Annotated in this window: 22 protein-coding genes; 13 read left to right on the forward strand and 9 right to left on the reverse strand. The window is 52.1% G+C overall.

From position 1 onward, the window contains the following. Positions 1–240 precede the first annotated feature (240 nt). Positions 241–1815 (reverse strand): RNA repair transcriptional activator RtcR, encoded by a 1575-nt coding sequence (gene rtcR, locus HRQ87_RS02940; RefSeq protein ID WP_174135026.1) that lies wholly within the window; start codon positions 1813–1815, stop codon positions 241–243. A 175-nt stretch (positions 1816–1990) separates the two neighbouring features. On the opposite strand from rtcR, the gene HRQ87_RS02945 reads away from it, so the two are divergent. The 6 genes from HRQ87_RS02945 (at position 1991) to HRQ87_RS02970 (ending at position 9162) form a co-directional block, all read left to right on the forward strand. Next, the gene (locus HRQ87_RS02945; RefSeq protein WP_174135028.1) at positions 1991–3547 is read left to right on the forward strand and encodes a vWA domain-containing protein; all 1557 of its coding nucleotides are present in this window, start codon (positions 1991–1993) and stop codon (positions 3545–3547) included. Positions 3548–4376: 829 nt separating this feature from the next. Beyond that, positions 4377–5021: a hypothetical protein gene (locus HRQ87_RS02950; RefSeq protein WP_174135030.1), complete on the forward strand. Its 645-nt coding sequence runs from the start codon at positions 4377–4379 to the stop codon at positions 5019–5021. Beyond that, complete coding sequence (locus tag HRQ87_RS02955; protein WP_174135032.1) at positions 4996–6405, forward strand: RtcB family protein; 1410 nt, start codon at positions 4996–4998, stop codon at positions 6403–6405. The genes HRQ87_RS02950 and HRQ87_RS02955 overlap by 26 nt, the downstream gene beginning before the upstream one ends. 430 nt (positions 6406–6835) lie before the next feature. Next, positions 6836–7705: a haloalkane dehalogenase gene (locus HRQ87_RS02960; protein ID WP_174135033.1), complete on the forward strand. Its 870-nt coding sequence runs from the start codon at positions 6836–6838 to the stop codon at positions 7703–7705. Positions 7706–7726: 21 nt separating this feature from the next. Beyond that, positions 7727–8155, forward strand: a complete 429-nt coding sequence (locus HRQ87_RS02965; protein ID WP_174135035.1) for a cupin domain-containing protein — start codon at positions 7727–7729, stop codon at positions 8153–8155. 119 nt (positions 8156–8274) lie between these two features. Further along, positions 8275–9162: a LysR substrate-binding domain-containing protein gene (locus tag HRQ87_RS02970; RefSeq protein ID WP_174135037.1), complete on the forward strand. Its 888-nt coding sequence runs from the start codon at positions 8275–8277 to the stop codon at positions 9160–9162. Here HRQ87_RS02970 and HRQ87_RS02975 read toward each other — a convergent pair. Continuing rightward, a complete protein-coding gene (locus HRQ87_RS02975; RefSeq protein ID WP_246251645.1) occupies positions 9125–10144 on the reverse strand; it encodes an alpha/beta fold hydrolase in 1020 nt (339 codons plus the stop codon). The two genes, HRQ87_RS02970 and HRQ87_RS02975, sit on opposite strands and share 38 nt — an antisense overlap. Positions 10145–10255: 111 nt before the next feature. On the opposite strand from HRQ87_RS02975, the gene HRQ87_RS02980 reads away from it, so the two are divergent. The 7 genes from HRQ87_RS02980 to HRQ87_RS03005 all read left to right on the forward strand — a co-directional run bounded on the left by HRQ87_RS02980 (position 10256) and on the right by HRQ87_RS03005 (position 16379). Beyond that, the gene (locus tag HRQ87_RS02980) at positions 10256–11227 is read left to right on the forward strand and encodes a tripartite tricarboxylate transporter substrate binding protein (RefSeq protein WP_174135039.1); all 972 of its coding nucleotides are present in this window, start codon (positions 10256–10258) and stop codon (positions 11225–11227) included. 73 nt (positions 11228–11300) lie between these two features. Beyond that, positions 11301–12806 (forward strand): tripartite tricarboxylate transporter permease, encoded by a 1506-nt coding sequence (locus HRQ87_RS02985; protein ID WP_174135041.1) that lies wholly within the window; start codon positions 11301–11303, stop codon positions 12804–12806. Further along, positions 12799–13140, forward strand: a complete 342-nt coding sequence (locus tag HRQ87_RS02990) for a tripartite tricarboxylate transporter TctB family protein (protein WP_174135043.1) — start codon at positions 12799–12801, stop codon at positions 13138–13140. The genes HRQ87_RS02985 and HRQ87_RS02990 overlap by 8 nt, the downstream gene beginning before the upstream one ends. 17 nt (positions 13141–13157) lie before the next feature. Further along, a complete protein-coding gene (locus HRQ87_RS20420; protein WP_281356565.1) occupies positions 13158–13283 on the forward strand; it encodes a hypothetical protein in 126 nt (41 codons plus the stop codon). Between the two features lie 7 nt (positions 13284–13290). Further along, complete coding sequence (leuC, locus tag HRQ87_RS02995) at positions 13291–14688, forward strand: 3-isopropylmalate dehydratase large subunit (protein WP_217430353.1); 1398 nt, start codon at positions 13291–13293, stop codon at positions 14686–14688. Further along, on the forward strand, positions 14685–15308 hold the full coding sequence (leuD, locus tag HRQ87_RS03000) for a 3-isopropylmalate dehydratase small subunit (RefSeq protein ID WP_174135047.1): 624 nt from the start codon (positions 14685–14687) through the stop codon (positions 15306–15308). Before leuC ends, leuD begins: the two co-directional genes overlap by 4 nt. Positions 15309–15317: 9 nt before the next feature. Then, positions 15318–16379: a tartrate dehydrogenase gene (locus tag HRQ87_RS03005; RefSeq protein ID WP_174135049.1), complete on the forward strand. Its 1062-nt coding sequence runs from the start codon at positions 15318–15320 to the stop codon at positions 16377–16379. A gap of 70 nt (positions 16380–16449) precedes the next feature. On the opposite strand, the gene HRQ87_RS03010 is transcribed toward HRQ87_RS03005, so the two are convergent. From HRQ87_RS03010 to HRQ87_RS03040, 7 genes are all read right to left on the reverse strand, one after another. Next, positions 16450–17931: a M81 family metallopeptidase gene (locus tag HRQ87_RS03010; RefSeq protein ID WP_174135051.1), complete on the reverse strand. Its 1482-nt coding sequence runs from the start codon at positions 17929–17931 to the stop codon at positions 16450–16452. 11 nt (positions 17932–17942) lie between these two features. Beyond that, the gene (locus HRQ87_RS03015) at positions 17943–18896 is read right to left on the reverse strand and encodes an ABC transporter ATP-binding protein (RefSeq protein WP_174135053.1); all 954 of its coding nucleotides are present in this window, start codon (positions 18894–18896) and stop codon (positions 17943–17945) included. Continuing rightward, entirely contained in the window at positions 18893–19849 is a 957-nt protein-coding gene (locus HRQ87_RS03020; protein ID WP_246251648.1) for an ABC transporter ATP-binding protein, read from the reverse strand. The genes HRQ87_RS03015 and HRQ87_RS03020 overlap by 4 nt, the downstream gene beginning before the upstream one ends. Next, on the reverse strand, positions 19846–20730 hold the full coding sequence (locus HRQ87_RS03025; RefSeq protein WP_174135055.1) for an ABC transporter permease: 885 nt from the start codon (positions 20728–20730) through the stop codon (positions 19846–19848). The genes HRQ87_RS03020 and HRQ87_RS03025 overlap by 4 nt, the downstream gene beginning before the upstream one ends. Continuing rightward, positions 20727–21656 (reverse strand): ABC transporter permease, encoded by a 930-nt coding sequence (locus HRQ87_RS03030; protein WP_174135057.1) that lies wholly within the window; start codon positions 21654–21656, stop codon positions 20727–20729. The genes HRQ87_RS03025 and HRQ87_RS03030 overlap by 4 nt, the downstream gene beginning before the upstream one ends. A 69-nt stretch (positions 21657–21725) precedes the next feature. Next, entirely contained in the window at positions 21726–23303 is a 1578-nt protein-coding gene (locus tag HRQ87_RS03035) for an ABC transporter substrate-binding protein (RefSeq protein ID WP_174135059.1), read from the reverse strand. 30 nt (positions 23304–23333) lie between these two features. Beyond that, positions 23334–24233, reverse strand: coding sequence for a MurR/RpiR family transcriptional regulator (locus HRQ87_RS03040; RefSeq protein WP_174135061.1), 900 nt, complete (start codon positions 24231–24233; stop codon positions 23334–23336). Positions 24234–24373 lie beyond the last annotated feature (140 nt).

The following is a 24373-nucleotide window of genomic DNA, read 5'->3' on the forward strand; positions in this document are numbered from 1 at the left end:
CTAACCACAGTGTTAGCGCATGAGATCACAATAGGCCGGTATGTGGCTTAAGCGGCGATCTGACCCTGAAGGGCGTTGCGATGAAGTGTCATGTGTTGCCCTTTCCTGGCTTGGGTTGAAAATTGGATCCATGGACCGATTGGAGCGCTGATCTAGGCTGGAAGTTGGATTCTGGCAAACATAATATTGCTTAGGCAAAATTGTGTAGCTAATTGGCAACGGCTCATGCGTGATGACCATTCAGCTTTGGCAGGTGCGCCAATCCAGTCCGAACTTTTCAAGATATTTGCGCAGCCTATCGGCATCATTCCGACTTGTCTTTGCCGCCCGAGAAGCTGCGAAAAGGCGGCGGCCAGCGGCACTTAGGCTGGCGCTTTGCGTGCACACGCGGATGACAGCGGCCAGTTGAACGCGATCGAATTCATCAATATTTGCAGCGTTTTCGCCCAAGTATTGTGTAAGAATTTGCATGTCAGGATCACGGCTTGCGTTGTGCCATGTTGTCGTCAGTGTCTCAATCTCGGTTGTCACCATGGCTTGCGTAATCCGCCCACGGGGTGCAAGCGTACACATCCGTTGGATCGACGCGCTAAGATCGCGGAAGTTACCAGGCCAATGTGTGCCGGGGTCAGTAGCGAACTTCTGATAGGCTGCCTGGGCATCCGCATTAAATGCGATGCGATTTCCAAGCAATTTTTCCATGCGTTCAAGTTCGAACGCAATATTGGCTGCAATATCTTCGGACCTGTCACGCAAAGCAGGCAGCGAAAATGTCCACAGATTGAGACGTGCGAACAGATCTGCCCGAAAACGTTGGTTGGCCACCATTTCAGCAAGGTTTTTGCCAGCACCTGCGATCAAATGAAAGCGGCTGGTGACCTCATAATCAGATCCAAGCGGCAGGTATTTCCCGGTTTCAATCGCGTGTAAGATCATGGCCTGCTCGTCAAGGCCAAGTTCGTCTATCTCATCAAGGAACAGAACACCTCCGTCCGCCTCTTGCAACAAACCGCGTCTGTCTGCCCCTGCCCCCGGAACGGCTTGCCGTCGATGCCCGAACAGTGTCGACATCGCGCGTTCACCCTTCAGAGTGGAACAATTCACATGGACCAACCGTCCTTTGATGCGACGACGCTGCAGTTTCAATTCGTATAAGCGCTTGGCCAGATCGGACTTGCCCGTCCCCGTTGGCCCAATCAACAGCAAAGGTGCGTCAGAATTCGAAGTCACAACCTCCATTCGGTCAATCATAGCATTAAAAGCAGGGTTGCGGGTTTCGATACCGCCTTTCAGAAGCGTGTTATACTCACGTGTGACCAGATCGAAACGTTGTTGTAACGCGTTGTATTTGGACAGGTCCAGATCAACGATTTGCTTGGTGCCGGGCCCATCCTCTTCGCTGCGTGGTGGACCTGTCTGCACCAGCTTGGCTGGGATATGGCGCGCCTCGGCCAACAAAAACCAACAAATCTGGCCAACATGTGTCCCGGTTGTCAGGTGAATGTAATAGTCTTCGCGTTCGTCATCAAATCCATAGTCGCGTGCGAAATCATACATCGCACCGTACATTTCTTCGAAATCCCACGGATCTTGAATGTCGATATGGTTTAGCAGCACCTCTGTTTTGGGGCTGGCCAGTTCAATGTCAGTTTTGATCTTTTCGGCAAGGCTAAGCCAGCGACCAGAGTAAATCAGTTCAAACCGATCAATCGGAAAGTCAGGATGCTGGGCAATTTGTACCGAAGGCCGCCAGCGACGTCGCTTGCCTGCATCTAGATTCGTACCCAAAAAGCCAATAACAACATTTTTCCTCATAATACTATCCATATTAATAAATCACTATCTATATCAATAAATATTTTTCTAGCGTATTTGAAGAGATCTTCTTTATTTTTTTAAAAACAGATACTTAAGTGGATTTCATTTTTTCTTCGGTTTAGGGGCAATATCAACGAAAACAGTCTCACTAAACAAATGAAGGACGGAAGAAATGGCAAACAAATCCGTGTTTGCATCAATCAAAGGCCGGTTGCTTCCTGCGACAAATACCCGAAACGTTGCGGGTGCGCCGGCCTACCGATACTCTGATGCACATGCCTTGGCCCAAGTCGCGATGACTGGAACCTTTGGTGCAACATATTACCAAAACCCGCTGGACGAATTGTCCCGCACCTTGGAATTGGCAAATAAGGTTGATCCGTCATTTCTGGCGCAAACTGCCGTCTATACTCGTAAGTCCGGGCATATGAAGGACATGCCTGCCTTGCTGTTGGCTGTTCTGGCCGGTCGTGACCCGGTCTTGTTTCGGCATGCTTTCGGACGTGTTGTGGACAATGGCAAAATGCTGCGGACGTTCGTACAGATCATGCGATCTGGACAAACAGGGCGTAAGTCGCTTGGCTCTGCGCCAAAGCGGATGGTGGCCAACTGGCTGAATGATGCGTCTGATCGGGCGATCTTGCAGGCCAATGTCGGCAACGACCCGTCCTTGGCGGATGTGATCAAGATGGTGCACCCAAAGCCTAGCAGCAAAGCACGTGAAGCGTTGTTTGCCTGGATCATCGGGCGGCCATGTGATGTCGCGTTGCTGCCTGTGACTGTGCAGGACTTCCTTCGATTTAAGGAAATCGGCAAGGGAGAGATCCCAGATGTGCCGTTCCAGATGCTGACGCAGTTGCCGTTGTCCACAAAACACTGGGCAAAGATCGCTGAAAACGCATCGTGGCAGATGACCCGCATGAACCTGAACACGTTTCAGCGTCATGGAGTGTTGGCCTTGCCCAAGATGCGGGCGCATATAGCGGCCACCCTGCGCGATCCTGAAAAGATCGCAAAAGCACGGGTGTTCCCGTATCAGTTGATGACTGCCTATCAGGCACTTTCTGCTGATATGCCGGCTGAAATCCGGGATGCGCTGCATGACGCGATGGAGCTTTCGGTACGTAACGTACCAAAACTGCATGGCCAAGTCGTGGTCTGCCCGGACGTTTCCGGGTCTATGTCTGGGGCTGTGACTGGTTACCGTAAAGGTGCCACCACAGTGATGCGTTTTGTGGATGTGGCAGGCCTTGTTTCTGCGGCGATCCTGCGCCAGAATCCATCGGCAACTGTGTTGCCGTTTGAGATGAAGGTGCGTGGTTTGCGGTTGGAACCCCGCGATACGATCCTGACAAACGCTGCGCGTTTGGCAGAACAGTGGGGTGGTGGAACAAACTGCGCCGCACCACTGGAATGGTTGCTGGCCAAGGGGCGTGCCCCTGATCTGGTGATCATGGTGTCGGACAACCAGTCGTGGGCACATTGCCAATATGGTAACGCTGGGACGGTGATGATGAAAGCATGGGAGAAGCTGAAAAGCCGTAACTCAAAGGCCAAGCTGGTCTGCATCGACATCGCCCCCTACGGAACTACGCAGGCCAAAGAGCGTGAGGACGTGCTGAACATCGGCGGGTTCTCGGACACGGTCTTTGATCAGATCGCGGCCTTTGCAACGGGTAAGATGGGGCCGGACCATTGGGTTGGCCAGATCAAAGCTGTGGAGGTCTAAACATGAGGGTCAGGCGGTGATCGCCTGACCCGAGAAACAGAAGAATAGAAACTCTCGGAAATGCGTGGGTGACGTCACGCCTTGGCGAAACCTCTTGTCGTCCAAATGATCGTAAGACGCCGATTGGAATGAAAGGAATACGACCCGGCGAATGCTGGTGGAACTACATCAAGGACCTGAAGGCGGTTTGGCAACAAATACGCGCAGGTGATTGTTTCACCGACCCCTTGTCGCCGGGACAGACACACAAACAGCTTGGCGAATGCCAAAGGAACTACATTGCTCCAACAATTGGGATAATCCGTGAGGTTCGACTCCTCTCCACTGCAATGCGCCCTAGGCTTGGGCGGGACCCCAGACTGTTTCTTTACTCTTGTCGCCAAGACCAACAACTTTGCGTTTAATGCTGACATGCGCGGGGGCACGATCAGAGGAACTTGTGGGTTCGACTCCCTCACTCTTGCGGGCGCTCTTTGGCATGGGCGGGACCTCATACCGCGTGTGTCTGCATTCAACGTACAATCCGGCAAATGCTGGTGGAATTACATCCTGTCGCGGGTTCGAACCCCGCCCCTGTTTATTTTTCAGGGTAGCTCAGTTGGTAGAGCAGAAACGTTTCACCAACCCTTGTTGCCGGATCCGAAATCATCCCTGGCGAATGCTGAGTGGAACTACATTGTGGATGTCGAGGTCGTGGGTTCGAATCCCACTCCTGCTACCATGGCGGGATAGCTCAGCGGATAGAGCGCGTAACGTTTCACCCTTTCCTTGTCGCCGGGGACTTATAAAAACAGGAGAAATGCCCGTGGGATTACATCGTTTTAACCGATTGCAGAAACGCATCTCACGCACGAATTGTCCCTCGAACCCACGTCCGGCATCACTGCGGCGTACAGGTAACTCGTACGCGAGTAAGATCGCTGGTTCAAGGCCAGCCCAGAGCAATCTGGTGGCGGAGACACATCCTGCAAACAGCTTGTTTCAGACGTGGTTTGATATGAAAGTGAAGATGATGAAAAAGATAGCAAAAACACTCATCTGCAGGAAATGTAAGGCAAAGCTAACCGATCCATTGATCGCAATCACCACCAATACAGAAATGGAAAAACTGTGTCGATTTGCCGTGGGGGAACCTGTCACGCCACGTGGACGTTTTCTTTTGCTGGCGGAAGACGCGATCATAAAGCATAAGAAAATGCAGAGAGAAACAATTGCTGCAAACGAAGCATGGATTCATCTTTCTGACTTGTCTGAAAAAGTCGGGCTGACACCGCTGACCAAACGTCTTTCGGGCTGCTGTGACATATCGGGTATGGATGGTCCAAATCGTGTTTGCCAATGCGGACAACATGTCGGTACGCAGTTTTCCGACTGCTATGAGTACCACGCGTTTCAACCGGACACCAAAACAACCAAGTGGATTGAAACAAAGATAAGCGAAAAAGAAAATGACAAAACCAGAAATCACAGGTGATCACCTTAAGGAATGGGGGCATACCCCCGGACCTGACTTTGGTCGGCTTTTAGAGATCGCGCAGGCAGCGAATGCTGCTGGCGTTGAGCTTGAGCAGATCCAGGCCAAGCTGCAGGGCATGAAGCCCCCGCCTGCACCCCCAACGCGTCCGCTGCAGAAAGCGGGCGATGTCCAGCTTCACTTAAATATTGAAGCGTCAGACGACGAAGATGAGGTCAAAAACCTTGAACAAGTCCGCGAAACCATGACTGAGGTCATCCGCACACCCACAGTCGTATCGGCTGCGGTGATGCCGGATGCCTGTCCTGCAGGTCCATTAGGAACGATCCCGGTTGGTGGGGTTGTTGCGGTGAAAAACGCGATCCATCCCGGGATGCATTCGGCTGACATCTGCTGTTCAGTCATGATGACGGATTTGGGCGATATCGATCCTAAGGCGGTATTGGATGCGGCCGAAAAGGTTACCCACTTTGGCCCCGGTGGTCGTCAGAATGGCAAACGCTTTACCTTGTCGCAAAAACTGATGGATGAATTCCGCGAGAACCGGTTTTTGAACAATCCCAAAATCCTTCGCATGGCGGTAGAACATCTGGGAACCCAAGGGGACGGTAACCATTTCTTGTTTGTGGGTAAGTCCCGCAATACCGGGCGAACGGCTATTGTCACCCACCATGGTTCTCGAGGGCCGGGGGCGGTCTTGTACAAACTCGGAATGGAAGTTGCTCAGAAATATCGCAAAAAGCTGTCGCCAGATACGCTGAAACAAAACGCATGGATTCCGGCGGATACGGAAGACGGTCAAGACTACTGGGCTGCCCTTGAGCTGATACGCAAATGGACCAAAGCCAATCACAACGCCATACATCAGGCAACTGTGGAACGGTCCGGCGCGCAACCTGGTGATTGCTTCTGGAACGAACATAACTTCGTCTTTAAACGGGGTGATCTTTATTATCACGGCAAGGGGGCGACCCCTGCTTGGGGGGATTATGCGCATGATGCCACCGGGCTGACGTTGATCCCGCTGAACATGTCCGAACCTGTCTTGGTTGTACGTGGCAAGGACGCAGACCATGCGCTCGGATTCTCTCCTCATGGGGCAGGGCGCAATTTCTCGCGGTCTGAACACAAGCGTCGGATGGGTGGGATGACGGCGCAACAGGCGTTAGACGTCGAAACGCAAGGTCTTGATATCCGATTCCCTGCGGGCGGTATTGATCCATCTGAACTGCCGTCGTCTTACAAAAACGCAGCCAATGTGGTGCGCCAAATCGACAGGTTCGATCTGGCTGATATTGTGGATTATATCGATCCCTACGGCTGCATGATGGCCGGGGATATACCTCCGTTTTGGATGAATAAGAAAAAGAAAGGGCGCCGATAATGTGGCGCCCTTTAGCATCGTTTGAAAGGGCTTTATTAAGAGCGGTTTGGGTCGATGGTTTTCTCAGATGGCAATGGTGACGTAGTCTTCACATTTACAGCTGATAAAGATAGGTACATTTTCGTCCTGAATACCGTCAGAATTTCTAAACAGCCCTTTGCGACCCAAAGGTTTTTGCATTCAACGATTACAACTTTATTCCGTGTTTTAGGCCAAGCCAGAGTATCGCAATGACTATTCCACGGCTGGTATGATCACTTCAACTGGCACAGACGTATATAACACGTTTGTGATAAATTAAGACTGTACAGTCTATAAAATGTATTAATTATAGACTGATAAGTTTTTAATTCGGAGACGTTTAATGCGACCCTTCCTAATATGCCTCATATCCATGACAGCTTTGCCAGCGGTGGCGCAAGGATTGGACTTGCCAGCCCCACTTCAATCCGCCGAAACCCAAAGGGCGACCATCTCTTACTACGAAACTGGTGATCCAGCTGGCAGGCCAGTTCTTTTTGTGCACGGGCTGCCATTTTCTTCCTATATTTGGCGCAACGTGTTGCCAGAGATGAACCAAAATCAACGCCTTATCGCCGTTGACCTAATAGGTTTTGGCGATAGTACTGGGAACGGATATGGCGTTCAGGATCAGGCGGATCATCTGGCCGATTTTATAGATGTAATGGGACTATCTGACGTCACACTCATGGCGCATGATTGGGGGGCAGGTATATCGTTGGTCTATGCGGCGCAGAACCCGGATGATGTTGCCGCCTTTGCCTTCATGGAAGGTTCAATGCCGCCAGTCTATCCGCGCCCTGCTTATGACCAGATGCCAGAACGGATAGCGGGCATGTTTAAATCCATGCGCGATGAAAACGCCGAAGAAAACGTACTTGAGGCCAACATCTGGCAAGAGGTGATCATGCCAACGATGACAGGTGATCCGCTGCCAGATCCAGTTGTTGCGGAATACAAACGCCCCTTTCCTACACCTGAAAGCCGCCAGCCGCTTTTGGATATGTCGCGCAGCTTGCCTATTGGCGGTGAACCCGCAGCCGTATCGCAGGCTTATTCCGCCGCTGTGGAATGGTGGACGAAAACAGAGATCCCCAAACTGGTACTGTATGCTGAACCCGGGCGGTTGTTTAAGCAGGACATGGCCGAATGGACGCAAGCCAACGCAGTGAATGTCACCATCGCTTCGATCGGTCCAGGACATCATGCCTTACAGGAAGACGCACCCCAAGCCGTTGCAGATGGACTACAGACTTGGCTTGACACGTTAGAAAACTAATCGCGCAAAAGGAACATCCGCATGAAAAATCTTGCTATAGTTCTTGCCTTTTACGTGGCAGCACCGCTGGCGGCTCAAGAAGCAACATATTCCGTAGATCTGAATACACTCAACTATATCCCAAGTCCGGCTTTTGAGGGGGTCGAGACCGCATTCGTTTATGGGTCACCTCGCGAGGCTGGTCTGTACACAACACATGCCCGCGTTAGTGCCGGGGCAACTGTGCCACCTCATGTCCACAACATTGACCTGACGACTCTGGTCACATCAGGCACTGCTTATGTTGGGACGGGTGCGATTTATGACGAGAGTGCGCTGGTTGCCTATCCGGTGGGAACCTTCTTTGTGACACCTGCTGGCAGCCCACATTTCATTCATGCGTTGGATGGCGATTTCTCCATTCTGGATCATGGGGTTGGGCTAGTGAAAACCGATCTTGTTCCACGGTAAAGGCCGCGGGCATTTATGAAAGCAATGGCACTCGTTATGGTGCCTATGACTATCAAATCAAACAAAGACAATGTTTATTGCTCTCGATACGACTGGCATAGTTGTGATATCCATCACGTATGAACCTAAGACAGTTTCAAATATTTGTTGTATTGGCAGATGAACTTCACTTTGGTCGCGCCGCTGAAAAATTACATCTGGCCCAACCTGCCTTATCAACCCAGATCAAATTGCTTGAATATGATTTGGGCGTTGCTCTGTTTCATCGTACCACCCGCCGGGTCAGGTTAACAGCGGCCGGAGAAGCGTTTTTACCAGAGGCACTGGCGACTATCGCCCGGTCAGAAGAAGCCGTTCGTGTTGCACGTTCAGTAGGGGAAACGGGCCGGCATATTCTGAAAATCGGGGGGGTGGATTCTGCGACAGCCGGATTGCTTCCCAGTGTTGTCCGAGGGTTCAGATCTGCTTATCCTGACGTCAGTTTGAAAGTGTTTGAAATGCTATCCGGAGCGGCATTGAACATGCTGGAAAGCCGATCGCTTGATATTGCGTTCGTTCGAAAAGAGCCAACAGAGTCACATTTGACGTCCCGTTTTGTGCTATCAGAAAGCATCATAATCGCCTTGCCAGCCCAACACCCCAAAGCAGGACAAGAGAAAATTTCTGTCTCTGATATCGCATCCGAGCCGTTGGTTATACCGGCGCGTGCAAGCCGACCAATCTTGTTTGATGTTATCCACAGTTACCTGCGATCCCACCATGTTGAACCAAACATTCGCCAAGAGGCTAATGAACGACATATGATTATTGCAATGGTTGCATCAGGACTTGGCGTTTCAATGGTTCCGAAATGGGTCAGCGAATTCAAGCGCGATGATGTTGTTTTCAGACCCTTCGAAGACGGTGGCCCCACTGTCGATGTCTATGCTGTTTGGCGAAGCGATGACAAAATGCAGGGCGTTCTTGATTTTATCGATCACCTGCCATTTGTAGAGCCGATTGAATAGACGCACTGCGATCGTGAATATCGGTATTTCCAAAGAATTCAAGAAACGCATCTGCAACCTGGCCCGGTTTTTCTTCTGCCAAATAGTGGCCCCCATCAATGGACCAACCGCGCACATCGTCAGCCCGTTCGCGCCACAGTGTCAAGCAGTCGAAATGTCGCTCGATCACCCCGTGTTTCCCCCATAGCGCTAGAACCGGCATCTTAAGGCGTGTGCAATCATCGTTATCATGCTCAATATCGATTGTGGCCGCTGCACGATAATCTTCGCAAGACGCATGAATCACATCTGGGTCGGCAAAGCATGTCAGATATTCCTTAAGCGCCTGATGCGAAAACGGACTAAGCCCTGCAGAACCGGAACCGCATTTCTTAAGCCAATAATAATCACTTGCCCCTGCAATCAGGGTTTCCGGAAATGGATAAGACTGCGTGAGCCAATACCAATGCCAATAGGCTTGCGCAAAGCTGCTGTCGCCATCGCGATACATCTCTCGGGTTGGGGCGATATCAAGCGTTGCAAGTGCCATAACCCGTTCGGGATGATCTGCGGCCAGCCTATGTGCGACACGCGCACCACGATCATGTGCGCCAACGAAAAACGTTTCAATTCCCAAGGAATTCATAACCATCATCATATCGTTCGCCATAGCGCGCTTTGAATAAGTTGAATGCACAGCGTCTGTCTCGGGCTTGAAAGATCGCCCATATCCGCGCAGATCCGCGCAAATCACGGTATGGCTTTTTGCCAATACAGGGGCAACTTTATGCCACATGGCAGAGGTTTGCGGATATCCGTGAAGAAGTAGTATCACGGGACCATTACCGGCAATTCTGCAAAATATTTGCCCGTTTTGAATATCGATTTTGTGCTCAACAAAACCGTCGAAAAAGCTTTCTGCATGGGGCGCTTCACGAAGCGCTGACGAAGCCGTTGATCGCATATTCAAATCACCCAAGGTTGCCCAAATATGCCAAAGCATATGTCAGCATCTGTCGTTGATTAATACAGAATAACTAAATAATGTTTTCCGCTAAATCTTGATCACTACATGATCGTAGCCTTTCGCGAATGAATGGGAGGAAACGATTTCATGAAGATTACAAGACGTACATTTGGTATCCGCGCCATGAGCCTCGGTGTTGCGACGGCAGCGCTTAGTACACCGTCCATCCTGCGCGCCGTTGGCTATCCTACGCGCGCGGTTAACTATATTATTCCCTTTAACCCGGGCGGAGAAAGCGACGTAACTGCGCGTTTTCAACAGCCGTTTTTTGAGCGCATCACTGGGAAAAGTGTTGTCATTCAATCCAAGCCTGGTGCGGGTGGTGCGACGGCGTGGGCGCAGCTGAATGGATTTGAGCCAGACGGTCATACGATCATGAATACGATCGTGCCCCATACGGTACTACAACCTGCGATGAAGGATGTTGGTTATCAAACGTCCGATATTAATAACGTATTCTTTTTTCACTATACACCCGACGCGATTGTCGTGAAAGCTGACAGCCCGTATCAAAGCTTGCAGGATCTGATTGACGACGCAACTGCAAATCCTGGCAGAGTGACCTTTGGTGGGTCCGGAACCAATACTGCCAATCATCTGGCCACAGAAATCTTTGCGGATATGACAGGCGCACGCGCCACATATATCCCGTTCAAAGGCTCGGCACCTGCGATGACGGCTGTTCTTGGCGGTCAAATTGCTGCCGCGATGAGCTATACAACACAAGGCGTGAAAGCTGGTGATCAAGTGCGCACGCTTGCGGTCGCCACGGCAGAACGCGTTGCCGCCCTGCCAGATACGCCGACCTTTACAGAGCTGGGCTTTGATCATATCGGCGGCGCCTATCGTGGCGTTGCGGTTCCTGCAGGAACACCTCAGGATATTCAACAAAATCTGTCTGATATTTTGCTGCAAATCAACGCTGAACCTGAATTTCAAGCGCAAATGACGGCTGCAGGCTATGAGGTAATTGATATTCCCCTGGGCGATGTCCCTGCCTTTATCGAAGAACGTAAAGCCGCATATGCACCTGCTATCGAACGTTTGAAATCGGCGTAATTCCGATAATTTATACCCTTCCTCGCGCGCATTTATTAATCGCGCGAGGCAATCAAAAAATTAGAGGTTATTAATGATCGACGCACTTTTATCGGCTGCGACGCCTTTTAATCTGATGCTCGCGCTGATCGGTGTCGTTTTGGGCACTGTCATCGGGGCTTTGCCTGGGCTATCTGCGACAATGGCTGTCGCTGTTCTTGTTCCTTTTACCTTCACAATGGATCCGGCGTCGGGTTTGATCGCCCTTGGCGCTGTCCACACTGGTGCGATCTATGGTGGGGCCTATGCCTCAATCCTGGTGAATACACCCGGGACACCAGCAGCGATTGCGACGGCACTGGATGGATTTCCAATGGCCCGGCGTGGGGATGGTGACTTAGCGGTTACAATTTCTTGTTTCGCATCCGCATTTGGTGGTGTTGTCGGGGCATTGGCCTTGTTGATCTTAGCCCCGCCACTTGCAACGATCGCGTTGAAGTTTGGGCCAGTTGAATATTTCTGGCTGGCAATCTTTGGTCTGTCATTGATTGCAGTATTATCCAAGGGCGCCACGCTTAAAGGTCTGATCGGGGGCTTTGTGGGTTTGGGTTTGTCGACAATAGGTTCGGCGGTGGTCGGCGGTGATGTGCGGTATACATTTGATAATCCGGTCATGCTTGGCGGTATCCACATTATCCCGGCCTTGATCGGTCTTTATTGCGTGCCTGTTTTGCTGAACATGGTTGCAACAAAAGATCCCCACATCGAACGCGCGACCGAAGGAAAAGGTGCGCGGATATTTGAAGCGCTTGGCCTGATGTGGCGATCCAAGTTTAATCTGATCCGAAGTTCAATCGTCGGAACAGTTGTGGGCATTTTACCCGCAGCGGGCGGTGCAGTTGCGGGTCTTGTGGCCTACTCCGAGGCGCGCAGAACCTCAAAGCATCAGGATCAGTTCGGAAAAGGCGCTGTTGATGGCGTTATCGCGTCTGAATCTGCGAATTCTGCAACTGTGGGCGGCGGTTTTGTACCGACCCTGGTTTTGGGCATTCCCGGCACACCACCTGATGCTATCATTCTTGGCGCACTGATGGTGCAAGGTATCAGGGTTGGCCCCCAACTTTTCGTTGAACAGGCATCGACCGTCTATACCTTTATCTTCGGGTTACTTTTCGCCACGCTGTTGATGATCCCGGTTGGGTTGCTGATCGGGCGGACAGCGTTTCGTACTATTTCATCCATTCCCAAAGCCGCTTTAGCGCCTGCGGTTGGGGTACTGATCATGATCGGCTCTTTCGCAGTGGAACAAAACAGCACACATGTCGTGATGATGGTTGTCTTGGGCGCTTTCGCTTGGGTTGCCCTGCGCTATGGATTTGAAGCGTCGCCTATTGTGCTTGGCCTGATCCTTGGGCCGATCGCCGAACAGGGCTTTGTCCAAGGGTATCTGATTGGCAATGCGGCTGGGAATATCTGGGCTGAATTCTTTGCGCGCCCGATCTCTATCGCAATCATAGTGTTCACGGTGCTTACGTTGCTTTGGCCTATCTGGTCCGAACGAAAATCCCGCAGACTAAAAGGGATGATGACACATGAATAGGTTTCTGCACCGCGATCTTGTACCCGGGATCGCACTGCTTGTCCTTGGTGGCTATATGCTGTGGGAGGCCCGCCAGATGTCTGTTTTCGGGGCAATTTTTCCTCAGCTAGCCGGGGCTGGAATGGTTCTCTGTGCGTTGGCTATGGTCTTGCGCGCCTGGATTGTATCGCCAGCTTCGGCACCGCCCGATGGCGCATTGCTGCGTCCAATCTTAATGCTTGCAACCCTGTTGGGCTGGGCTGTCATTTTGCCTTTACTGGGGTTCATTCCGACATCCCTGATCGGGGCTGGCCTGTCATTTTGCCTTTACTGGGGTTCATTCCGACATCCCTGATCGGGGCTGGCCTGTGTATGCTGATTGCACAACAGGATAAAGTGGCTTTGAAGACATTTCTGATCCAATTGGCCGGTCTTGCAGTGTTGGTGATTTTTATCGCTGTGATTTTTGAACGACTTCTGAATGTCCCCTTACCCTGAGAATTCGATGTCCCTGACGCTTTATGAAAAGCTGGTCCGCCAGCACACAGTGACCCAGCTTGATGATGAGCATGTCCTGCTTTATGTGGATTTTCATATCATGAATGAATACACTAGTCCGCAGGCCTTTGCCGGGCTTCATACTGCAGATCGGCCGGTGTGGCGGCCACAAGCCCATTTGGCCGTGGTGGATCACGTCAACCCGACGCGACCCATCCAATCCCTGAATGATATTGAAGACGAAGGCGGGCGTTTGCAGATCGAAACTCTAAGCAAGAACTGCATACGCCATAATATCCAACTGTTTGATCTTTTTGATCCGCGACAAGGAATTGAACATATTGTTGTGCCCGAAAATGGCTTTGCCTGGCCGGGTATGGTGATTGCATGCGGGGACAGTCACACAACGACCTATGGCGCATTCGGCGCGCTTGGGTTTGGTATCGGTACATCCGAGATTGAGCACGTACTGGCCACCCAAACGCTTGTCTACAAAACGCTGAAACCAATGTTGGTTCAGGTTGATGGGATATTGCCGATTGGGGTGACAGCGAAAGATGTTGTCATGGCCTTTGTTGCCAAGGTGGGTGCAGCCGGCGCATCGGGGTTTGCTGTGGAATTCGCCGGATCAACCATCGCAGCACTCAGTGTTGAGGCACGTATGACCATTTGTAATATGGCCGTTGAAGCAGGCGCACGTGCGGCTGTGATCGCACCTGATCAAAAGGTGTTTGACTATTTGGACGGGCGTCCACATGCCCCAAAGGGTGCTGATATGGTGGCGGCCCTTGGCAACTGGCAAACTCTGCAATCAGAACCCGGCGCGCAGTTTGACAAGGTGGTGCATCTTGATGCGACTATGATCGAACCCTTGGTCACTTGGGGCACCAGCCCCGATCAAAGCGTGCCTGTCACACGCACTATTCCAAACCCCACTAATGATGCCGATCATCGCGCCTTGGATTACATGGGATTATTCGCAGGTCAAAGTTTGTCAGGTCTTAAAATCGACCGTGCATTCATTGGATCCTGCACCAATGCACGGATTGAAGATCTGCGAAAGGCCGCTAAAATCCTTAAAGGCCATCAAGTATGCAGTGATGTGACGGCTATTGTCGTTCCCGGCTCTAAGGACGTACGCCGCGTCGCGGAAGCAGAAGGTCTTGATGCTATCTTTCGGCAGGCAGGTTTTGAATGGCGCGGGTCAGGCTGTTCTATGTGCCTTGCGATGAATGATGATATCGCCATGGCAGGTGAACGCTGTGCGTCGTCGACCAACCGCAACTTCGAAGGACGACAGGGGCGTGGCGTGCGAACCCACTTGATGAGTCCCGAAATGGTTGCCGCAGCTGCTGTGAACGGTGCAATCGTAGATGTGCGAAAGATGATGGAGACACATCAATGATACCCTTCACAAAGGTCAGCGGTATTGCAGCGCCCATGCCTGCACCAAATATTGATACTGACATCATCATGCCCAAGCAATTTCTGAAACGCATTGATCGCGAAGGGTTGGCAATCGGGGCCTTCCATGATCTGCGCTTTGATGAAACGGGTGCAGAACGTCCCGAATTTGTTTTGAATAAAATCCCCTATCGATCGGCCAAGTTTCTAATTTGCGGCGATAATTTTGGGTGTGGGTCCAGCCGGGAATATGCCGTTTGGGGCTTGCTGCAATTGGGGATCCGGGCCATCATCGCGCCGTCCATTTCGGGGATTTTCTTTGGAAACTGTGAAAAGAACGGTTTGCTTGCTATCACAGTGCCTCAGGCCGATGTTGATCCATTGGTCGCACACGCGTCTTTGCCTGAAACCAGTGAAATGCAGATTGATTTGCATAACCAAACCATTCTAGCTTCATCGCTATGCGTTCCGTTTGAAATCAGCGATACGCGAAAGCAGCTTCTTCTTTCGGGTGCGGATCATATCCAAACAACTTTAAATGCGACGGATCAAATTCGAGCTTTTGAGAAAAAACAGCAATCTCATGCGCCATGGCTGTGGGCGCACTTGGCCAAAGGGTAACAAGACACGATGCAAAAAACGTATAAGATTGCCAGCATTCCTGGTGATGGTATCGGCAAAGAGGTCGTTCCGCACGGCCAAATAATCGCCGATGTCGCAGCCCGCCAGCATGGCTTTGCCATTGAATGGACAGTGTTCGACTGGTCTTGCGAGACTTACTTGGAAACCGGTCAGATGATGCCGGATGACGGGATTGAGCAACTCAAGAAGTTTGATGCCATCTATCTTGGCGCTGTTGGATGGCCTACGGTGCCCGATCATGTGTCGCTTTGGGGGTTGCTGCTGCCCATTCGTCGCGAAATGAACCAATATGCAAATATTCGTCACATTCGCTTGCTGGACGGGGTTCAATCCCCACTGGCAGGCAGATCGCCCGAAGACATTGATTTCATCGTTGTACGCGAAAACGTCGAAGGCGAATATTCGGAACTTGGCGGTCGTATGAACCGCGGCACCCCTGACGAATTGGCAATACAAGAAGCCGTATTCACCCGAAAAGGCACTGACCGCATTATGAAATATGCGTTTGAACTGGCTCAGAAACGCGCACGAAAACAAGTGACATCTGCCACCAAGTCGAACGGCATCAAACATTCGATGCCATTTTGGGATGAACGGTTTGCTGCAATGTCGGCACAGTATCCCGACATCAGTACGAACCAATTTCACATCGATATTCTGACCGCGCATTTTGTACGCAACCCTGACTGGTTTGATGTTATTGTCGCGTCGAACTTGTTTGGTGATATTCTGTCTGACCTTGGTCCTGCCATTGCAGGATCAATCGGGATCGCGCCGTCGGCCAACATAAACCCCGAACGCGAGTTTCCGTCCATGTTCGAACCTGTTCACGGATCGGCCCCGGATATTGCGGGTAAAGGTATCGCAAATCCGATCGGTGCCATATGGACGATTGCCGAATTGCTTGAGCATCTTGGGGAAAATGCGGCAGCTGCGCAAATCGAAGCGGCGATGCAGCAATCCCTTATGCATGATGAAACCAAAACGGCTGACCTTGGCGGAAGCGCCACAACTCAAGGCTGTGTAGATACTATCCTGAACGCGATGTAGGTCTGATAAATCGCGAAACGCTAACCCAAGATAACGGCCATAACACTGGTCAATAACTTGGGTTTAGAAGCTATTTTTCCTGATCCAACGGATGCATCGGGCGCGGAACTCTAGTGTAATTTAATGCGGCATAATTAACGGTGCACAACGCGCCGCTGTCACAGACCACAATCTGTCCGGCAATTGGCGCAAAGGCCGCGCGAAAGTGCTGCATGGATTTCAATGCCACGACGCGGCATTCTGACGGATTGATACCAAAGGTTTCGAATTGTCGCAGATCAAGCATTTGATGTGCGATACTGACGATCAATATATCGATACCGTCGACCTGCAAAACGGCCGTCGCGCCAAAACTGCGCTGCTGGCCCCCTAAAATGGGGCCGCTACCTGTCACCAGACCCTCGCCGCGCCATTTCAGGATGCCAGTTATGTCTAGCGGCCCACCGCCAAACTCTTTTGCCGTTTTACCACCAAGGGCAAGGCTTACAGTCGAACCAATGGTATGATCTTGAAGCATGTCCGCAGCCTGTGCATCAACCATAGGACCAAAACATGCATCATTTACACCTGCATCCAGCAGCGCGCCCAGTAATGAAGTTGCATCACCATAAGCACCCGAGCCGGGGTTGTCGGCATAATCGGCAATCACCAATGGCCCACTTCCCGTTTTCCAGGCCTTGGCTAGTTTAGCCGCCTCTGTCACATCGATATAGGTGTTCAGGCTTTCGTTGCGTCGTTGCCAGATATCGTCGGCAATTTCTTCGCCGATGTCTTGTGCGCCGGGCAGGCCAGCTTCGGCGGTGACCAGCACCGTCGGGCCAACTTCTGGGACATCCGCGCAGGGAAAGGCACCGTTGATGCTGACCGCATAAATCCCTTTGCGGGCCTCGGCGGCGCGGGCCATTGCGTGCCGTTCAATCATCGGGCCAAGGTCGGTACGTCCACCGTTTGCCTCCTCTAGCATAGGGCGATAGGCGCGTAACGTTTTCGGGTTAATTTCACCCACCATAGTCCTGTGTAGCAGTTCAGCGGTACGTTGCCCGGTGGCTTGAATATCGACGTGTGGATAAGTCGTAAATGAGACCAGGATCTGCGCCAGATCACACATCGCGGTTGTCACGTTGGCATGCGGATCCAACGTAACGGCGACCGGCAGATCGAAACCAGTGACGGCACGCAAACGCCGCAAGATTTCGCCTTCACCATCGTCATGGGATGCAGTTACCATCGCACCGTGCAACATTAGCAGAATTCCGTCCCAATCGCCGTCTTTGGCCGCAGTCAGAAGTGGCTGACAAAGCGCATCAAAAGCGTGATCGCTGACACGTCCACCTGGACCGGCCGCCGCGCTGATGACATGGGTGATGTCCCAGCCGTGGTGGCGACCACTGCGCAGAACACCGGCAAGTTCGGTGTTTGCAGTGCCACGTGCCGCGATGGCAGCAGGCCCGTCAAGCAAATATCGGGCCTGAAAATCCGTGATTTCGGTGGGGCGAATGTTGAATGTATTGGTTTCGTGCGAAATTTCAGCAGTCAAAATGCGTAGCGCCAATGGATAAGCCTTTAGATTGGGTTATGGCAGGCGACAGCGTGTCCGCCATCAGATGATAATACGGGTGTTTCAGTCCGGCAAATAGCTGCGGCACGGGGGCATCTGTCTGCAAATGCACAGCCTGGCGGCAGATCAAAGGGGCTTGGAACCTCGCCTTCCAGTGGCGTGATGATGCGGCGCAATTTGGGGTCTGGTGCAAAGGTGCTGTCCATCAGTGTCGCAGTATAGGGGTGGCGCGCGGGCAGGTCCGTGTCAGGTAAGGCCTCGACAACGCGGCCCAGATACATGACCAGGATTTCGTCGCAAAAATACCGCACAAGGCTTAGATCGTGACTGATAAACAGATAAGTCAGCCCAAGATCATCCCGCAATTGTTCCAAAAGGCTGATGATTTGCGCCTGCACCGACACATCAAGCGATGCTGTCGGTTCATCCAAGACCAAAAGCTGTGGCCGCAGCGCCAGTGCACGTGCGATGCCAACGCGCTGTTTTTGCCCACCGGAGATTTGGTGCGGAAAGCTGGATGCAAGGCCTGGGTCCAGCCCAACCATACGAAGCAGTGCCGCCACTTCCTCTTCTGGTTTGCTGGCTGGCTTGCGGTCTTGAACGACAAAAGGCTCCATGACCGCCCGCGAAATAGTGTACCGAGGATCAATCGCGGAATAAGGATCCTGAAACACCATCTGCATGTTGGCGCGCAGTTTGCGCATTTGTGCCGGGGATTTGGCGCGCAAGTCTTCACCGTCAAAGCGCAATGTGCCGTCGGTCGGTTCAATCAACCGCAAAATCAGCCGCGCCAATGTGGATTTGCCGCAGCCACTTTCGCCGACCACGCCAACAACGCGACCCTTGGGCAGATCAAAGGACACATCGTTAACGGCATGCATCGCGCGCGCCTTGCGAAACGGACCGCCCGGGCTTTTGAACTGTTTCGACAGGTTGCGCACTTCAAGAAGGTTGGTCATTGCGGCGCCCCCGGAAAATGACACGCGGCCTGCCCGTTACCATGTTGAACAAATGCAGGCACATCTGTGGCACATATTTCTTTGGCTTGTGTACATCTGGGATGAAACGGACATCCTTTGGGATAGTTCAGGACGTTCGGAACAGTGCCGGGAATGCCTGTAAGGTGTTCATCGTCACTCAAGCCCTTTGGGATGCAGCCGATCAAGGCTTGCGTATAAGGGTGCTGGGGTGCGTCAAAGATCGCCTCGACAGGTCCGTGTTCAATGGCGCGGCCTGCATACATGACCACGACCTTGTCGCAGGTTTGCGCGACCACGCTCATGTCATGGGTGATCAGCACCAGCGACAGGTCACGTTCTTTCACCAGATCGTCAAGCAGGCGAATAATTTGGGCCTGTACGGTCACGTCAAGTGCAGTCGTCGGTTCATCGGCGACCAGCACATCGGGATCAGCGGCCAGTGCCATCGCGATCACGATACGCTGCTTCATGCCCCCCGACATTTGATGCGGATAGCGGTTGCAGATTGTGCCAGGTTCCGGAATGCGCAATGTGCCAAGGATTTCGACCGTGCGCGCCCGTGCCTCTGATGCGTTCATGCCAAGGTGCAGCCGGGCAACGGCATCGACCTGCGGTCCGATCTTTTGCAACGGGTCAAGCGATGTCATCGGGTTTTGCGTGATCAGCCCCAGACGCCCACCACGCAATTTACGATATGCAGGTTCAGGTAGATTGGTCAGATCCTGACCATCAAACATAATCGAACCTGCGGTAATCCGGCCGCCTGAAAGCGGCAAAAGACCCATCACGCTCATCGCGGTCAGGGATTTGCCTGACCCGCTTTCGCCCACGATGCCAAGTGTTTCACCTTTTTCCAGTGAAAAACTGACGCCGGACAAAGGCGCAACGGGGCCAAAGGCCACTTCAAGATCGCGGACCTCAAGCATACTCATGACCCCCTGATCCGGTCGCGGATATCAAGCGCGCGGATCAATTCGTCGCCGAAAAGATTTACAGCGATCACTGTGACGGCCACGACCACACCGGGAAAGATGATGACCCATGGGCTAAGAAACAGCTGCGCCGTACCAGATGACATCATCGCGCCCCAGCTTGGGGTCGGCGGCTGTGCACCAAGGCCAAAAAAGCCAAGCGTTGCCTCAAGCACGATGCCGTCACCAATGGCCAGCATGCCAACCACGATAACAGGTGCAATCGCATTGGGCAGCAAATGCTTAAGCAGAATATGATGCGGTTTTGCGCCCAGATTAATCGTCGCTTCGATGAAAGTTTCGCGTTTTAATCGCACAATCTGTGCCCGCGTCAGCCGTGTGAATTGTGCAAGATAGGCAATGGCAATTGCGAACGTGGTCGAGGTTAGACCGGGCCCGATGATAGCGACAAATATCAACGCGATCAGGATGTCGGGGAAAGACCAGGTCAGATCGACCACAGTCATAACGGCCCGTTCGAAAAATCCACCAAAGTAACCAGCAGCGGCCCCCAACGTCATGCCAGCAGTGATCGAAATGGCAATTGCCGTTGCACTGACCGAAAGCGATGTGCGCGCGCCGTATATGACGCGACTAAGGACATCACGGCCAAACTGATCAGTGCCCAGAAGGTGGGGCCATCCGGGTGGTGCATTTCCGTTTGTCAGATCCTGTGCAGCATAATCGAACGGTGTAATCCAAGGCGCAAAAATTGCTGTCAGAACCAGCAAAACTAGAAAGCCACCTGCGATCTTGCCAAGCCACGACCCGAAGGCACGGGATACGGGCGTGCCGCGATAACCTGCCATCCAACGCGCAGCGATACCTGTCATACTGCTCATGTTTTTGCCTCGCGAATGCGTGGGTCCATGGCAGCTTGTGCCACGTCACCGATCAATGTGCCCAACATGACAGCCAGCGCCAGCATCAAAAGGCACCCCTGCACAACAGGATAGTCACGCTGGCCAAGAGCGCGGATCAGAAGCGATCCAAGACCGGGGCGCCCAAAAACAAATTCGACTGTAACCGCGCCCCCAAGTATCCAACCGATGCGCAATGCCAGAATGGTCACGACAGGTAGCAGGGCATGTGGCATCAGATGACCGAATAATATCTTGTATGATGGCAGACCCTTGGCATGCAGCAGCATCACGAAATCTTCGCGTTTTACATCAAGCAATGCCACCCGCGTGACGCGGGCCACCAAAGCCACGCCGCCGAAACCAATGGTCAAGACCGGCAGCACAAGCGCGCTCCAACCACCTGCGCCTGACACCGGGAACCACTGCAATTGCACCGCAAAGAACAGGATCATCAAAAGCGCCAACCAGAACCCTGGCACAGTTGAGCCCAACAAGATAAAGCCGCGCATGAATTGTTCGACAATTTTGGACCGTGTCGTGGCGGATATTGTACCCAGAATGATGCCGACAATGCTGGAAAAGGCAAAAGCCAACCCGCCCAACGCCAGGCTATAGGGCAGATTTTGCGCGATCAGATCAGCAACAGGGCGCCGCAGCACAATTGCTTCACCGAAATCGCCTTGAAACATGGCTCCGATCCAGCGCAGATATTGAATGGCCAGCGGTTGATCCAACCCGTATTTGGTGATTAAGGCAGCCCTGTCATCGGGCGATGATCCAACGCGGATCAGGTTGTCGATAGGATCGCCCGGCAGAAGATGAACAATCATGAATATCACGACTGAAATCGAAAATGATACCGGGATCAGCATAAGCACCCGAAAGAAAATATATCGCCAAAGCATAGGTTGTCTTTCCCCCGATTGGGGCCTTGCGCCCCCGGGCATCGGGGGCGCGCGTCTTTTAGGTCAGCGTTATTCGGCGACGGTTATGTCAAGTACCGTCTGCGCGCGGAATCTTGTGCCCCGTATCGGATCAGGCACGTTCACCTTATTTGTATTATAAGCAATGTTCGTTGTTGGCTGATAGATCGGCACGAACAGATGCTGTGACAGAATGTATTCGTGATAGGCTTTGAAATTCGCGATACGTTCTTCCGAATTTTTGCTTTCTTCCATTGCGACATCATTCAGACGCTGACCTTCGGCGTCAGTCCACATGGATACGTTGGGATATCCCAGACGTTTGCCTGAAAAGAACCAATCCAAAATGTCCGAATTATTCCAGTCATAACCGCGAACGGCAAGCTGATGTCGGTTTTCCTTGTATTCGTCTCGTATGGTCGAGCTGTCGAAAACGGTGATAATCGCTTCCATGCCGATGTCGGCCAATTGCGCCTGAACAACCTGGGTCAGCGATGTGAATTCGGTCCCGTTTTGTGTGAACAGTTTGACCGACAAACGTGTGCCGTCTTTTACACGAACGCCATCGCTGTCCATGATCCAGCCTGCATCTTTCAGCAGTGCATTTGCTTTATCCAGATCATGACGCACGTCTAACGCAGGGTCCACATCGGCTTCTGGCAGTGACGAAATCAGAAAGTTATGTGCTGGGGCCCCGACACCATTATAGATCGAAGCAACGATCGCTTCTTGGTTGATCGCAAGTCCGGTGGCCTGACGCACCTTGATATCATCGAACGGGGGTGCTGTTACATTGATTGGCATGTAATTGATGCCTGTTCCTGGCATCTGAATGACAGCCACGTTGCTTTCGGCCTTAAGAATTTGCAGGAAATCCGTAGGCACACCCAGCAAGATATCAACGCCACCGGTTTTTAATTCTAGAAACGCGGTCGATTGGTCCGGAATTTCCCGGAACGTGACCTGTGCCAGATGGGCTGCCCCCTGATTTTCCGAAAGATCGGACGCCCAGGCATAATCGTCGTTTCGCACCAACACTGTTTCAAGCCCGATATCAAAACGATCAAGCTTGAATGGCCCTGTACCCACCGCACCGGTTACGCCGAAATTATCGCCCATTTCATCGTATGCAGCCGCCCCTGGAATACCCATAAATGACGAAGCAAGGTTGTAAAGCAGGTTCGGCTCGGGTCGGGACATCACGAATTTGACCGTCAGATTATCTACAACTTCGACGGCATCGATTGCCGCTACCAGAAATGCATTTTCTGTATCAGCGAAATCCGGGATCCAATCGGCAACTGATTGTGCATTGAATTCGGTGCCATCATGAAATGTCACGCCCTCTTTCAGTTTGAATGTCCAGGACATTCCATCTGCGCTTTCCTCCCACGAAGTCGCAAGATGCGGATGATAGGATTGATCGGCGTCCTGCTCTACGAGCCGATCATAGATCAGTGACGTGGCTGAATTCAGGTTGCTGGATGTCACTGGATTGTATGATGTGGCACCCAGTTCACCCGAGGCAAACGCAATCGTCGCCTCTTGTGCAAAGGCGGTGGTTGAAATCAGGCCCGCTGCAATAAGCGCCGTAGCTGAAAGAAGTCGTGACTTGGTCGCATAGTGCATCAAGATCGTCCTTTTATATGAAAAATTGGTCTAATCGGTTGTCTTTTTCTCGGTCAGTTTTTTAGCAGGCGCGCTGCCGACATGGCCGGTGAAATGCCCATAAAGGTCAGCAATGTGGTTCATCCGGTCCTCGACCTCGGGGCCAAGCTCCATGAAGACGCCATTGACCAAAAGATTGGCAAGGCTTGCCATCTGTGCGGTAGATTCCCAGAAAAGATTGAATTCGGTCGGTACAACAAACAGCTCATCGGCCACATCGTTCCCCCAATCACAATAAGGATCGGTAATCAGCGTCACGGGGATACCTGCGGCTTTGGCCTGGGTCGCAAGATCCTTGGCCAATCGCGAATAACGGCGCGCTTCGAATATCACCAAGGCTGCGTCAGTATCATTTCGCGCCAGAATTTGCGCGAAGTTACCGCTGCCTAGATCAAGCAGTTCCACACCGTCCCGCAGGTACTGCAACTGATTGACAAAAATCTGCGCCATGCCGCGTTCGGTCTGAAAACCAGTCGCAAAAACTGCCTTGGCTGTGGCTAGCCGTCTGACGACAACAGCCCATGCGGGCGAATGTGCAATTTCATAGACAGCTACAAGGGCTGCCATTTCCAGTTCAAGGCCCCGGACAAGCTGATCTTCACCGGCATGATAGCGGGCCTGTAAATCACGTAAGCGGTCGCCGATTAACCAAGGTTGATCTCCAATATCGCGCTTTAAGTGCGATTTGAGATCCTTGAAGCTGTTATATCCAAGGGACCGGCAAAACCGTCCTACGGTCGGTTCGCTGACGGCTACTTTTTCGGCCAGACTGGCAGCTGTTTCAAAGGGTAAAGTCGTGATTTCGGCAATCATATAGCTGGCCAGCGCACGTTCCGATTTGGACATGGATCTGTTTGCTTCTGACAGCCGTTCTCGTAATGATTTTGGCATTCAACCCCCAAAGATAGATCAAATAGGTAATAAAACTTTCATAGAGTCAACAAATTTTAATAAACTTGCAAATTGTCATGATTGAATGTCTTGTGCCCAGGTTGGCACTGCATCATGTGTGTGCGATGACAAAAGGGCGC

The organism is Parasulfitobacter algicola (assembly GCF_013315265.1).
GTDB lineage: Bacteria > Pseudomonadota > Alphaproteobacteria > Rhodobacterales > Rhodobacteraceae > Parasulfitobacter > Parasulfitobacter algicola.

Bases quoted from the DNA above. Each gene is read 5' to 3' on its own strand.
- HRQ87_RS03030 (WP_174135057.1), bottom strand. From the start codon at position 21,656: ATGCTTTGGCGATATATTTTCTTTCGGGTGCTTATGCTGATCCCGGTA.
- HRQ87_RS03020 (WP_246251648.1), bottom strand. From the start codon at position 19,849: ATGAGTATGCTTGAGGTCCGCGATCTTGAAGTGGCCTTTGGCCCCGTT.
- rtcR (WP_174135026.1), bottom strand. From the start codon at position 1,815: ATGAGGAAAAATGTTGTTATTGGCTTTTTGGGTACGAATCTAGATGCA.
- leuD (WP_174135047.1), top strand. From the start codon at position 14,685: ATGATACCCTTCACAAAGGTCAGCGGTATTGCAGCGCCCATGCCTGCA.
- HRQ87_RS02970 (WP_174135037.1), top strand. From the start codon at position 8,275: ATGAACCTAAGACAGTTTCAAATATTTGTTGTATTGGCAGATGAACTT.
- HRQ87_RS03025 (WP_174135055.1), bottom strand. From the start codon at position 20,730: ATGAGCAGTATGACAGGTATCGCTGCGCGTTGGATGGCAGGTTATCGC.
- HRQ87_RS03005 (WP_174135049.1), top strand. From the start codon at position 15,318: ATGCAAAAAACGTATAAGATTGCCAGCATTCCTGGTGATGGTATCGGC.
- HRQ87_RS03040 (WP_174135061.1), bottom strand. From the start codon at position 24,233: ATGCCAAAATCATTACGAGAACGGCTGTCAGAAGCAAACAGATCCATG.
- HRQ87_RS03015 (WP_174135053.1), bottom strand. From the start codon at position 18,896: ATGACCAACCTTCTTGAAGTGCGCAACCTGTCGAAACAGTTCAAAAGC.
- HRQ87_RS02975 (WP_246251645.1), bottom strand. From the start codon at position 10,144: ATGCTTTGGCATATTTGGGCAACCTTGGGTGATTTGAATATGCGATCA.
- HRQ87_RS03035 (WP_174135059.1), bottom strand. From the start codon at position 23,303: ATGCACTATGCGACCAAGTCACGACTTCTTTCAGCTACGGCGCTTATT.
- HRQ87_RS02945 (WP_174135028.1), top strand. From the start codon at position 1,991: ATGGCAAACAAATCCGTGTTTGCATCAATCAAAGGCCGGTTGCTTCCT.
- HRQ87_RS02980 (WP_174135039.1), top strand. From the start codon at position 10,256: ATGAAGATTACAAGACGTACATTTGGTATCCGCGCCATGAGCCTCGGT.
- HRQ87_RS02990 (WP_174135043.1), top strand. From the start codon at position 12,799: ATGAATAGGTTTCTGCACCGCGATCTTGTACCCGGGATCGCACTGCTT.
- HRQ87_RS02985 (WP_174135041.1), top strand. From the start codon at position 11,301: ATGATCGACGCACTTTTATCGGCTGCGACGCCTTTTAATCTGATGCTC.
- HRQ87_RS02955 (WP_174135032.1), top strand. From the start codon at position 4,996: ATGACAAAACCAGAAATCACAGGTGATCACCTTAAGGAATGGGGGCAT.
- leuC (WP_217430353.1), top strand. From the start codon at position 13,291: ATGTCCCTGACGCTTTATGAAAAGCTGGTCCGCCAGCACACAGTGACC.
- HRQ87_RS02965 (WP_174135035.1), top strand. From the start codon at position 7,727: ATGAAAAATCTTGCTATAGTTCTTGCCTTTTACGTGGCAGCACCGCTG.
- HRQ87_RS20420 (WP_281356565.1), top strand. From the start codon at position 13,158: ATGCTGATTGCACAACAGGATAAAGTGGCTTTGAAGACATTTCTGATC.